7 protein-coding genes are annotated in these 14434 nt (G+C 33.9%); all 7 read left to right on the forward strand.

What is annotated here, in order from left to right; genetic code table 11:
- The first annotated feature begins 90 nt into the window (after window positions 1–90).
- The 7 genes from ABD000_RS13660 to ABD000_RS13690 all read left to right on the forward strand — a co-directional run bounded on the left by ABD000_RS13660 (window position 91) and on the right by ABD000_RS13690 (window position 14420).
- Window positions 91–1848: a BamA/TamA family outer membrane protein gene (locus ABD000_RS13660; RefSeq protein ID WP_343768716.1), complete on the forward strand. Its 1758-nt coding sequence runs from the start codon at window positions 91–93 to the stop codon at window positions 1846–1848.
- Between the two features lie 118 nt (window positions 1849–1966).
- Window positions 1967–5146, forward strand: coding sequence for a SusC/RagA family TonB-linked outer membrane protein (locus ABD000_RS13665; RefSeq protein WP_343768718.1), 3180 nt, complete (start codon window positions 1967–1969; stop codon window positions 5144–5146).
- Between the two features lie 8 nt (window positions 5147–5154).
- Window positions 5155–6546, forward strand: a complete 1392-nt coding sequence (locus tag ABD000_RS13670) for a RagB/SusD family nutrient uptake outer membrane protein (protein ID WP_343768720.1) — start codon at window positions 5155–5157, stop codon at window positions 6544–6546.
- A 10-nt stretch (window positions 6547–6556) separates the two neighbouring features.
- Window positions 6557–6997 (forward strand): hypothetical protein, encoded by a 441-nt coding sequence (locus tag ABD000_RS13675; protein WP_343768722.1) that lies wholly within the window; start codon window positions 6557–6559, stop codon window positions 6995–6997.
- A 12-nt stretch (window positions 6998–7009) separates the two neighbouring features.
- Window positions 7010–7468 carry a hypothetical protein gene (locus ABD000_RS13680; RefSeq protein ID WP_343768724.1) on the forward strand — a complete coding sequence of 153 codons (459 nt, stop codon included), beginning with the start codon at window positions 7010–7012 and terminating at the stop codon, window positions 7466–7468.
- Window positions 7469–8559: 1091 nt separating this feature from the next.
- Window positions 8560–9243: a hypothetical protein gene (locus ABD000_RS13685; RefSeq protein ID WP_343768727.1), complete on the forward strand. Its 684-nt coding sequence runs from the start codon at window positions 8560–8562 to the stop codon at window positions 9241–9243.
- Window positions 9244–11183: 1940 nt separating this feature from the next.
- Window positions 11184–14420: a SusC/RagA family TonB-linked outer membrane protein gene (locus ABD000_RS13690; RefSeq protein WP_343768729.1), complete on the forward strand. Its 3237-nt coding sequence runs from the start codon at window positions 11184–11186 to the stop codon at window positions 14418–14420.
- Window positions 14421–14434 lie beyond the last annotated feature (14 nt).

A 14434-nucleotide genomic window follows, 5' to 3' on the forward strand; every position in this document is an offset into this window, starting at 1 on the left:
CCATTTTTTGGGCTTGCAAAGGTAGAAATATTATTTACTTATTCAAACCTTACTTCATGAATTTTCAGCAGATGCTATAAAAAGAGTTTGGTGATAAACGAAAACACCTATTTTTACGTTGTTCAACTCAAATATATTGGATTGCTTACGCGGAAAAATTTTTCTTTTTTATACCTTATAATATATATCCTTTTTTCGGCAGGAGTTTCGGCGCAAGTAAAAAAGCTTCAGATATATGCCGAAGATGATACACAAAATAGCGCCTCATCAATTACCCCGGAAGAATTTTCGGTTATGTCATTCACCCAAGCAAAAAAAATAGCAGACTCCTTATTATATACCTTTCAGTTAAGAGGATATGTAGATGCAGTGCGAATGCGGATCAAACAACTAAATGATTCATCGTTCTCGACACGCTTCCGCCTTAAAAAAAAATATGATTCAATTCGGCTAACCTCCAATCCTGAAAATTTAAGGTCAATCAATTTCGCATCTTTTCCTTACGCAAAAAAAGATAGTCTGATTATTACAATACCTTTTTCAAAACTTCAGCTGTTTCTAAATGATCTGGTTACAGCGCGAATGAATGAAGGAGATCCCTTTGGTAGTTTTTTTGTCACTTCTATTCAAAAAAAACCTAATGGAATAATTTTAGGTGTTTTGATTAGCTCCACAGCAAAACCGCGCACCATTGATAATATCGTTATTAAGGGATATGAAAAAGTTCCCACTGCTTATCTTTCTCAAGTCGCAAAAATCAAAAAAGGCAAGACGTTTAATTATGAAGCCTTGATTGAGGGAGCGAATAGTCTGGAACAGCTCCCTACGATCACCGTAATTAAACCTCATGAAATTAAGTTCGAGAAAAATCAAACTGAGGTCTATGTATATTTAGAAAAGAAATCCATTAACACGTTTGACGGGCTCCTAGGTTTTTCTAACAATAATGAGGAGAATACCCTACAGCTAGATGGATACGCAAATATCAGACTTATTAATAACCTCAATTATGCTGAAGATTTATCCCTAAGCTATAAAAGTGATGGGGATGATCAGGAACGTATTACCGTAAATTTAACGTTACCCTATATATTCAACACTGCATTTGGTGTAAATGGGCACCTGGATTTATTTAGGCGTGATTCTACATTTTCTTCTAATCGTCAAAAATTCAACGCTACCTATCAGATCAATCCTAGGTTAAATATATATGGTGGTTATGAAAACTTCACTTCTGAAAATCTGGCAGATGAATCCATTGTTCTAAATTCTGTTAAGGACCTTGATGCTAATTTCTTTTCTTCCGGCATTATGTTCGCCTCAAATCGACTCAATAATGTATTACAGAATATTAAAACAAGTTTAAACCTGGAAGGAAACATTGGCGAACGTTCTTTTCAAGAGACAACTGAAGATCAACTTATTCTCAGCATAAAGGGCTGGCACTACTTTAAGTTCAATTCAAAAAACTTCTTTTACTTAAAGAACGAATCATCCTGGATAAGGAGTGATTCTTATTTAACGAACGAACTAAAGCGGTTTGGGGGAATCTTATCTTTACGTGGATTTGAAGAAAACAGCATTGATGCTTCCCTATATTCTGCAACCCAAACAGAATATATTTATTTGCTTTCACAGGGTCTTTTTGTAAATAGCATTTTTGATGTGGCGTACTATCAAAATGATATCCTGGATTTAGAAGAGAGTTTATATTCTATTGGTGTCGGTTTTGGTTTAAATACGAAGACAGGCCTACTCAAATTGAATTTTGCCAACGGCACCACCTCTGATCAAAATTTTGAATTCTCAAATTCTAAAGTTCATATAAGTTTAATTGCTAATTTCTAAGGATTTAAAATTAAATATTACTAAAAACTCAAATAAAACTAAATTTTACTGATTAAATAGTTGTTATATTTAGTAATTATGATGATTTTTGGCTTCGGCTAATTCAAATAAATATAAAATGAGAACAAAGTTTAGTGGAATGCTAACGCTATTACTAGCGTTTGTAGTGCAACTTACGTTTGCACAAGAAAAAACAATTTCCGGCTTGGTAACAGATGATACAGGTTTACCTCTACCCGGAGTTAATGTATTGGTAAAAGACACTAATATTGGGACGCAAACAGATTTTGATGGCAACTATTCAATTATCGCAAACCCAGGTCAAATATTGGTGTTTTCTTATCAAGGATTCAAAAAACAAGAACTTGCAATAGGCCAAAGCAATACTCTAAATGTTAGTTTAGAAACGGACATTGCTGAACTCGAAGAAGTTGTAATCCTTGGGTATTACGATTCAAAAAGAGAGACAATATCCTCTGCCACGACCGTAGTAAGCGCAGAGCAAATCGAATCAAGACCTAATGGCTCATTTGCTCAGGCTCTGCAAGCTACCTCACCAGGTCTTAATATTGCTACAGGAAATGGTCAACCAGGAGGAAATAGCGTAATTTTATTACGAGGAGTTTCATCTATTAATGGTAATGTTGAGCCTCTTTTTATAGTTGATGGAGTTCCTGTGGATGAAGATAATTTTAGAAGCATTAATCAAGCCGACATCGAAACTGCGACGGTGCTTAAGGACGCAGCAGCCACGGCCATATACGGCAATAGAGCAACAGGAGGTGTAATCGTTATTACTACCAAAAGAGGTAAATTTGGTCGTAAGACTGAAATGAGCATTTCTAGTCAAACAGGTTACACTAACAGTCAAAGACTCACATTTGATATTGCAAATTCGGCTCAATTACTACAAATTGAAAGACGAGAAGATGTTGGTGTAGGTGGAGGAAATCCAGGATTGGGTGATTTTATTAATAATCAAGTTGGTATTCCTCTCACTGGAGCTCCTTTAACTGATAGTGAGATTCAGCAGGTTGCACAAACAGATACGGACTGGGTAGACGTTTTATTAAGAAATGGCAACTTCTCAAATCAAAATCTATCGTTTAGAGGTGGAGGCGAAAACATTAATTTTTTCACTTCCTTAGGATACTTTGAGCAAGAAGGACAAACAAGAAAGTCAGGACTTCAAAGAATGACGTTTAGAAATAACCTTGATTTTAAAAAGGATAGATTAAGAATTAATACTTCTCTAACCGCTGGATTTAGTAGGAATACGATTCCTTCTGGAATTAGGCAAGGTGGCACAAGTGGTGCACTAGATAATCCATTTTTAGCTCCCTACCTCTCAAAACCGTATTTATCTCCTTTTAATGAAGACGGCTCTTTAAACTTTCAAGGTGACACTGACCCTGCAAATGCTGCCGGTTTCTTAAACACCCCTTTTATCACATTAAACTCATCTGAGTATGATACGGATATGGAAGAAGAAATAAAAGTAATTGGAAGCATAAACGGTACTTATGATATAACAGATAATTTAAGTGCTTCCGTTCAGTTTGGATTAGATTATACTGATGAGGTTGCTACATTTATTCAACCACCAGAGTTAAGTATCAGAGGTAGAAATGCTAATGATGTAAGTGCGGAATTTCAGGGATTTCAATTTGAACAACTTAGAAAAGATGCAAGGCTTAATCTACAATCAAATATAACTTATGCCAATACTTTTGGAGATAGTCATAATGTAATATTTAGTGGAAGTACTGAATATATATATTCTGAATTAAGTGGATTTAGTTACAATCAAACTGGTTTAATCCCTGGGTTAGTTGGTAATGGCGCTGGGTTTGTAGATGGTAATACCACAGAAGATCCTGACGGTGATGGAATTTCGGATGCTTATTTTTATATTCCAACCCTCGGGTCTATAAATTTTATTGTTTCTCAACTTTCTTATTTTGGTAGATTTGCTTACGATTATGATCTTAAATATGGAATTGATTTCACTATAAGACGTGATGCTTCGTCTAGATTCTCTGAGGAAAATAGATGGGGTACTTTTGGTGCCGTTGGAGCATTTTGGAATATTTCAAGGGAAAATTTCCTATTAGATTCGCAAACTATCTCAAATCTAAAGTTAAGGGGTAGCTACGGAGTAACGGGTAATGATAGAATAGAAGGGGGATATTACGGAGGCTTGGACGTAATCTATGACTTATATTCTACTGAAAGTGCCTATACCGGTGCTGTTGGTTTAGCCCCATCTAAATTAGCCAATCCTCAAGCAGAATGGGAGACAACATATCAGGCTAACATTGGATTAGACTTCGGGTTATTTCAAAATAAAATTACTGGTAGTGTAGATGTATATGATAGAACAACTGAAAATCTTTTCGTTAATGTACCAAATACTCTTATTTCTGGTGATCCACTTGAAACACTTGCTGAAGATGAATTTAGCAATATTTCAGCAAACTCTGGAACATTGAGTAATAAAGGTGTTGAGGGAGTTATAAGATGGAATGTTAGTAATACTGAAGACTTTAGATTGAGTTTGTTTGCAAACGGGTCCTACAATAAAAATGAAATTGAGGAACTTCCCGGCTCTGTTGAAAATGATTTTGGAGAAATAATCTTAGATGATACACAACGTACGCCTGAAATCGTAGGTAGTGCCTTTAATACTTTTTATGCTGTAAGATGGGCTGGGGTAAATCCTAATGATGGTACTCCTTTGTATTTAGATCGCGATGGGAATGTAACTTCTGTATATGACATTAATAATCGAGTGAACACCGGCAAAAGTTCTGTTCCTGTCTATCAAGGTGGTTTTGGTTTTGATATTAGCTATAAAGGATTCTCTTTAAGTAATCAATGGTCATTTACCGCAGATGTTTACCGATATAATAATACATTGGGTGTTACAGAAGATCCTACTTTAATTAGTATTGCTAATGTTTCAACTTCTGTATTGAGAGCTTGGAATTCTCCTGGTGACATTACCGACATTCCTTCTTTAGATTCAGGAGCAACAAGAAATTTACTTACAGATCGTTACTTAGAAAATTCTTCATATTTGAGATTGAGGAATGCTGTTTTTGCTTATAATTTCCAGCCTGAGGTTGCTGAAAAATTGGGACTTAACCGCATGCGCGTATATGCTCAAGCAGAAAATTGGATTACATTCACAAGCTGGAGAGGTTTTGATCCTGAATTTGACCCTTTTACCCCTTCTGATTTTTTTGGTTATCCTAACGCAAGAACTATTTCATTTGGTATAGATATAACTTTATAACATTTACGATGAAAAATACTTTTAGAATTTTAAAATTTTTGATTATTGGAATATTGCTTTTTTCATGCGATGATTCTTTAGAACAACTCCCCCAAGATGGGTTAAATGCAGCAAGTGCGTTTAGAACTGTTGCAGATTTACAAGCAGGCTTAAACACAGCTTATAATGACTATGATGCTAATACAGTAATTGAATTTAATTCGATTTTTACAGATAATACTAAACTTGGTATAGATAATGGAGGTCAGCAAGTACCATTGCATTCTCTATTTCTAGACGAAACCAGCGGAGATAGTTTTGATCTTTGGAGAACTCGATATGGTATGATTAATAATGCGACTCGAGTAATTGAAGCTGTTGATTTAATTACTAGAGAAGATGGAGATGAAGATGAAGTTAATCATATATTAGGACAAGCTTATGCCCTAAGAGCATTTGCCCACTTTGAATTATTTCAATATTATACTCCAGATTATTTGAATCCGGATGGAATTTCTGTTCCAGCTATTGATTATATCGTTACAGTTGAAGATAATGCAAGGAACACAGTATCTGAGGTATTGTCCCTAATTAATGAAGACTTAAATACATCTTCTCAACTTCTTGATCCATCAGAGGCTGGAAATCCTATTTTTATAAATCAGGATTTCATTACTGCTTTAAGAGCGAGGATATCATTATTTACCGCTGATTACTCTAGTGCTTTAGCAAGAGCGAATGAATTGATAGATGATTATCCTCTGGCAAATAGAGATCAATATGTGGATATGTTTTTAGATGCAGACAATACTGAGGTTATTTGGAAAGCCCAACGAGTGAATGGTGACCAGCTTGCAGGAGGAATATGGAACTTCCAAAATTTTGGTCCATTTATAGAAATGTCAAATTCATTATATGATTTATTTGACCAAGATGATGTTAGATTTGGTGTTAACTATTCTGAAGAGTTTAGCAATCCAAATGCTGGGGTGTATATCATATACAAATATCCTGGTTCGACCTTCCAATATCTGAGTGATATGAAAACATTCAGAGTTTCCGAAATGTATTTAATAAGAGCTGAAGCTCTAGCGAGGAATCAAAATTTTGATGATGCAGAGTCTACATTAAAACAACTAAGAGATGCACGATTTGGCTTTGATACAGATAGACCCTCGTTTAATAATTTAAATGATGCCCTTGATTTTATTGTTACTGAACGAAGATTAGAATTGGCTTATGAGGCACACAGATATTTAGATCTAAAGAGACTTGGTCTGCCGCTAGAACGAGCAGACGAAGACTGTAGTGAACTTAGTAATGCCTGTACACTAAGCCCTAATGATAGAAGATTTACTTTACCTATCCCTGGTGCAGAATTAAACGGTAATGATTTAATGATACAAAATGATGGATATTAAAAACATAATTATGAAAATAAAAATTCTAGTTCTTATATTAATTGCAGGTATTTCATTCTCATGTGATACTGAATTCGAAGAGGTAGTTTATGAACCAAATTCAGAAAAGTCACTTGTTTATTTTGAAGAATCTTCGGTAAATATTGATGTTCCTGAAAATGAAACTATTACTACAACGTTATCAATTCTCATTACATCCATTTCAAATTCTGAGAGATCAATAAACCTAAGTTACGTAGAAGAAGATTCTGAGTTACCTTCTTCAGTAATTTCATTTCCTTCTCAAATTACAGTCCCAGCGAATTCTTACACAGGTACTTTTGAAATTGAGGTAATGGATGACGATTTAATAACCTCAACTAGACAGGACGTGTTTTTACAATTATCTGAATCTAATAACATAAGCGTTGATGAAGATTCATCTTTGCTACGATTGAGAATTTCAAACTAAAATGTGAATACAATGAAAAAATTAGCCTTTTTTGCTTTAATCGGTTTCGCAATTATTTCTTGTGAAAATGATGAACCTATTAGAACCGATACTGATGGAAATACAGTCGAAATTTATAATCCTGATGCTCCTGAAGCAAGCGTTGAGATTATAGACGTGACTGAAGATAGCGTCCTATACAATCTCTCATCCTCTGGTGAGGGAATAATATATTATGTAGTCTATGATAAAAATGATAGTTTTCCGGCACCCAATTCAAATCTTGTTGTAGTAAGAAATAGACGCGTAATATTTGAAGAAAGCGGAGTTCAGGAATTGGAGATTAAGAGATATAATACGTCTCCCGAAGCAAGTTCTACTGCGAATTTAGATTCAAATACTGAATACCAAGTCTATTTATCTTCTATCAACGAATACAACGTTAGAAATGAAGAAGTTTATACTTTTGAATTTAAAACAGAAGAGGACTAATAATAAATAGGTTATTAAAATTACTAGTCATAAAAGACCATTACAGTATTAATGGATTATAAATACAAAATCTCAGATCAGACTCCCGGCTGATCTGAGATTTTATATTTTGTTGACTTATTTATTATGGGTTTACATGTAATTAACAAAAAAAGGCCATTGGGCACTCTAAATTTTAATGATTTGTTTAACAATTTTCCTCATAATTTTATAGTCTTTGTCTTAGTCCTTTCCCATGAAAACCCTTGTTTTAAAATACGATAGGTAATCTTCGTTAATTATGTGTATCTGTTATTACCACAACATAAAGAAAGAAGGATATACACTTAAGGCTACCATTATTAATTTGAGTAGTCTCTATATATATAAGTGGTCGATAATGTAATAAGGATAACAGCTGGTGTGGTAGTTGTATGAGAGGCACTGGAGATTCAAGACCAATCAGAAATTAATAATATATCAATCAGAGGGAGACAATTTAGTTCGAAAAGATTTCTCAACGTCATATTGTCTAATCTTATAAACTTAGCATTACGGGTAAAGGAAGAACGATTGATATTTTATGAATATGACTTCTGAGTAGAAGTGAAAATTACAAGAAAGATCTATCTTAAATGTCTTCCAAATGCTTTTAATCTATACCAATAATACTCTTCATAATATAAATCTTATAACAATAAGAGAACACAAAAAGGAATCGACGATCAAACGCCTCCTATAAGTTATTTGATATAACAAGAAAGAGCAACTTCAAAAAAGCGCTCAACTTAACTAAATATTACATGCAAACCGTCCAAAAAATCGAAAAAGCATGATCAAGATAATATTACAGAAGTAGAAATATTCTTAATTTAAGAATGAGAAGAAAATTTAAATAAGTAACAAAATTAGATGTCTACCAAACAAGTATATTACCCCTATAATATTGACACAGTATATCTTAAATATAAATTATAAATGTTATTTTAGCAAAATAAGAATTTTATCAAATCTATTATGCCTATTGGGGTTTATAGTTATTTGATACTAATGAGACATAAATTATTTCCTAATTACGGGTTACGGGCTTAAAATTTGAAATTAAAATTTATATGATAAGATTTTTTATTCTTTTATTTTTTATCTCTTACTTTAATTCATTCTGCCAAACGACTGATCGACAGGTAAGAAGTCGTTTTTTTAATCGCCTTACCTACGATAATCCATTGGATTATGATAAAATAAATGGATCCCCTTTTTTAAACAATAAGTTTTTGCCAGGTAAGATTATTAATAAGAACACCTTGGATATTCAAAATGTTTACTTAAGATATAATGTTTATAACAATTTTTTTGAGGTTAAAGAATCTGATTCAGGAGATGAAACTTTTTCGTTAATGAAAAATAAATTTATAATCCCTTCTATAAATCAACAAGAATTTTATTTGACAAAATCAATAGAGAATGATGAGAACATATATGTCTCTTTAGTAAGCAGACTTAATGATAATAAAATTATCTTAAAGGCATATACGTGTGAATACAAGGAAGGAGTTATACCTAAATCGTCATATGATAAAGGTCGGCCTGCTAAATTTATTTCGAACGAAGTTTATTATATCGCCGCCTCTGAAGATTTTAAATTATATAAAGAATTTGACTTAAGTAAAAGGGATTTATTGGATATTTTTGATGATAAGCGAGATGCTTTGAAAAAATTTATTAAACAGAAGGATCTGAAATTTAAGAATGAAAATGATTTGATAATATTAATAAATTATTATAAAAGTATTTAAAAACTATCCCGTAAAAAATGTTAACTATAAACACTCAGGGTTTGAGTTTTAAAATCTATTCATTTCTTGAGAAATAGTTGAACTTACAAAATAGCGCCCCTATTTTAACTATCACTTTTTGTTTACTTTTCTAGCGCTAAAAAAAGATTTTCTAACAGCTTCCCCGTCAGAGAGAATAATTAACTTTTAGATTACATACTAACTCTTCAATTGATATTCGATAAGATTTTTTTAGTAAATTTTCTTATTTCTAAGGATAGATTGGAAAATGCTATAAATTCTTTTCAGTTATCTCTCTAACTCGTTGTGCATATGAGATTCCTATCATGTTGTGTCCAAATCCTCTTGAGAAACTCTGCTGCCACTTCGTAGGGCAAATTAGATTTTTATAAATACTTCACTGTTCTTCAAAACGTCATATTCGTTAGAATTTCTAATATGACAAACAACATTGGTTTAAATTAAATTCTTGCCGCACAGATTTTTGATTTTTGCGGTAGATCCATTAACCTCATCATTTCTCTGAAACTGCGCAAAAAAAACTTTAAACTTACTGATAGGACAAAAAGGAAGTTCACCCTATTAATTTAAAGCAAAAGTCGTTTTAGGTGCTCTCAAGAGGCGATCTACAACTTAAGAGATCATTCAGATTTGAAATCAACGTAAACAAGTTAATCTATCAAACGTGCATTTTTGCAAGATGCCGAAACAGCTTTTCCCTAGGAATTCGCTCTATAAAATGTGAAGCAGAACTAAAAGAAGATCGCTTGCCACAGGCAATCTGTCATCTAACGATAGAACTAGATTTTTAAAAAGGCCTTTGGATGAAGCCTGCCAAAAAGAAAAACAATGATAAGCAATGAGTATTACGACTTAAATGTTGTTGGTCGATCTAATCTGCCTAGCGTCACCGCCGATAATGGATTCATAGATCTAAATCAGCGAGTGAGCTAAACCTAGACCTAATGTGGGTCATAGATGAAATTACACCTGTCACTTTTTAATGGAGCTAGACGAATGCGTACTTGGCTTAGAGCGGACAAGCTATTCAGTGCTCCACGTATGCATAAGGTTACCCCATAATAATGTATGGGCCTTAGAGTTTTTGTGCCAGGAAAGCATAATCAAAAAGGCATAAAGATCATGAGGTGCGTCCTTATCTACTGAGCAATTTAACTATAGAACGAACTAATTAAGTCTGGGACGCCAATGTCACTTATATCTAACATATAAATGACTTATATATCCAGTTGCCATGATTGATTCGAATAGCTGTTGTGTGTTAAACTGATCGTATCCAATAGAAGACCAACTGTTGTGCAGAAGTACTACCAGAGCTTATAATCCCTACGGTAAACGGAAATCGTTGATACCGATCAGAAGAGCAGTTACCCTTGGGGATATTTCTTAAAGTAATATTATCTAAACAACATAAATTAGCAAGAACGGCAAAGAAACGCTAATGCACAATATATTTATATAGCGCCTGCGGCGAATCATAAATGAGAGAGTATTTACCTAAATCCTATAAAATCAAGCCTTAATATATCTTCGAAGTCAAATATGTTTCGATTATCCAACAACGAATGGTGAATTTAGGGAATCGATAATCAAATTATTACCAGCCGATATTCGACAAAACAACGATAAAGTAAATAAATATTGGCCCGAACTCATTCGAGAATGAACTGTTTAAAAGGATAGGGAAACGATTAAACCAAACGCACATAAATTTACTTTACAATTTAGATTGCTCATATTGTCAAAATTTAAATTATCATAATAAGATCTTCCATCTCATAAGAACAGATATTAATACTTATAAAAAAACATCATTATTTAAATTCTCAAAGAGTATTAAAATATTTTATTGTTATAAGTTTGCGTCTTTAACTTTTTATTACCACTTTTGGCATTGGCTAATTCAAATAAATTATAAAATGAGAACAAAGTTTAGTGGAATGCTAACGCTGTTATTAGCGTTTGTAGTGCAACTTACGTTTGCACAAGAAAAAACGGTTTCCGGTACGGTGACCGACGATAGCGGTTTACCCTTACCAGGTGTAAATGTAGTCGTCAAAGGTACAAATAAGGGTACTCAAACCGATTTTGACGGTCTTTATTCTATAAATGCTTCACAAGGGGAAACCTTAATATTTAGTTACCAAGGATTTAAAGCTAAAGAAGCTAAAGTAGGAGCTGGAAATACTATTAACATCCAAATGGAAACGGATGTTGCGCAATTAGAAGAAGTAGTTATTACAGCACAAAATATTCAGCGCGAAAAAAGATCTCTTGGATATGCCGTAAGTCAAGTTAAAGCGGAAGAAATACAAGAACAACCTCAAGGAGATATAGGACGTATTCTTCAAGGAAAAGCAGCGGGGGTAAATATTACCGCTACTAATGGGGTTTCGGGATCAGGAACGAACTTTATTATTCGTGGATACTCGTCCATTTCAGGAAGCAACCAACCTTTATTCATAGTGGATGGAGTTCCATTTGACGGAGGAGCTAATGAACAGACAGCATTTTTTGATAACGTTTCTGAGTCTAGCAGATTTCTAGATTTAGATCCAAACCTAATTGAGGATGTTCAAATTCTTAAAGGATTAAGTGCAACCGTTTTATATGGAGAAAGAGGAAGAAATGGTGTTGTTTTGATCACTACTAAGAATGGTAGTACTACCGGAGGATCAAACAAAAAGATGGAGGTAACGGCTACGACGTCTTATTTCATTAACGAAGCAGTGCTTCCTGATTATCAAACGGAATATGGCGGTGGTTTTCATCAAGCTTTTGGCTTCTTTTTTAGTAACTGGGGACCATCATTTAATAATACAAATGAAAACATATATGGTTCATCCTTTAGAGGCATAAGCCCTAGTGGAACTGTTCTTGTTGAGCATCCATTTAACAGAATTAATGATGCCACGCTAGTAGAGGGCTTTGAAGATTTAGCAGCTAGTGATTATGAGTATCGTAATTATGATAATGTTGATGAATTTTTCAGGACTGGGGGAGTTTCTACCACATCTATTAACTTACGTGGAAATACTGAAAAAGTAAATTACAACATTAATTATGGATACCTTGACGATAAAGGTTTCACACCAGGAAATAGTTTAAGAAGAAACACCTTTGGTATTGGTGGGTCAGCAATTTTGGCTAATAATTTATCGGCAAATGCGTCACTTAATTATGTAACTACTGATTATAAGACACCTCCTATATCCGCTTCTGCCGGGTCTGGGACTATTGGTGATGGAGGATCTGTTTTTGGAGATGTCCTGTATACTCCTAGAAGTGTTGATTTAATGGGTTTACCGTTCCAAGCTGCTGATGGAAGAAGTATTTACTATAGATCAGGAAATGACATTCAAAATCCAAGATGGACTGTGAGAAACGCTAAGGTCACTCAGGGAACAGAGCGTATTTACGGGCGTTATAGCTTAAACTATAATTTCTCTGAAGATTTCAATGTTAATTACCTCTTAGGGATTGACAACTACACCGAATTCAATACGTATGGTCAGAATAAAGGAGGAGTTGATGGTGAATTTTTAGGTATTTTCAGAACAATTTCTGCACGAAATACTATTTGGAATCACACGCTCAATTTTTCATATAATACAGAGTTAAGCGAAGATTGGAGTTTAAATTCAGTAATTGGTGCCCAAACTCGTCGTGACGTTTTTGATCAGGATGGTGTTGAAAGTACTCAGCAATTAGCATTTGGTGTATTAAGACATTTCAATTTCGTTACTCATTCTACAGTGAATAGTTTTACAGGAGGAGAAATTGCGTTTAGAAGTGAGGAAAATCAAATTGGTATTTATGGAGATGTCTCTATAGGTTTCAAAAATGCCCTATTCTTTAATGTATCAGGACGTAATGATTGGAGTTCAACTTTAGAGACAGATAACTATAGCATTTTCTATCCTGGTGCTAGTTTATCTTTCGTACCCACCACAATGTTTGAAGAAATATCTTCTAAAAATGGATTAAACTACTTAAAGGCGAGAATTGGATTTGGTACATCAGCAGGTTTTCCTATTCCTTACGGAACACGAAATCAACTTGCCTTAACATCCCGCGATTTTGTAGATTTAGCTGGGAATGTTATATCCAGCAACTCTGTAGCTAATCGATTAGGAAATCCTGATTTAGAGCCTGAACGAATTTCTGAAATTGAAGCTGGTATAGATACAAGATTTTTTGATAATAGATTTGGATTAAATGTAAGTGTATTTAGAAAAAATTCTGAAGATTTAATAACAGATCAAAACCTAGATCCTTCTACTGGTTTTACAGTTGTGAGAATTAATGCAGGAGAATTAGAAACAGAAGGAATAGAAATTGATTTCGATGTAACTCCAATACGAACAGATAATTTTAATTGGAATATATCTGGTAATTTCTATGCAGATGAGAACACAATTACTAGATTACCTGAAGGAACAGATCAAATTGTACTGACATCCTCTATTGGTGGAAGACCCGCTAATTATGCTGTAGAAGGTGAACCATTTGGGGTACTTTTAGGAAGCACCATTCAAAGAGATGAAAATGGAAATAAAGTCGTAGGCGACAATGGCCTCTATCTAGTAGATCCTGAATTAAGTATTATTGGTGATCCAAATCCAGATTGGACCTCAGGAATAACCAACACCTTTTCTTACAAAGGATTTAACTTTTCTTTCAATTGGTTATATCGCCATGGTGGTGACATTTTTTCTCAAACAGCGTCTACTCTAGTAGGTAGAGGTGTTGTAGATTTTGATGACCCCATAGACAGAACTCAAACCTATATTCTACCGGGTGTAAATAGTGATGGATCCGTTAATACTAATCAAATCACTGCTACGAATGTTGGATTTGGTGAATTTGGTTTCGGAGCAAATGAAAATCAAATTTTTGATGGAACTACAATTCGCTTGAATGAAGTTAGTTTGGGCTATAATATTCCTCAAAAATTTCTTGAAAAAACTCCATTTGGAACCTTTAATATTACTTTCCTAGGTAATAATCTATGGTACAGAGCTGTTAATTTTCCCAAAGATGTTAATTTCGACACCAATACGCTAAGTACTGGTGTAGGAAATGGACAAGGTATTGACTATATTACTGGACCAAGTTCTAGAAGATATGGATTTAGTGTAAGAGCCACATTCTAAAATAAAATTTATTA

This window comes from Gangjinia marincola (genome assembly GCF_039523415.1).
In the GTDB taxonomy this organism is placed as follows: domain Bacteria; phylum Bacteroidota; class Bacteroidia; order Flavobacteriales; family Flavobacteriaceae; genus Gangjinia; species Gangjinia marincola.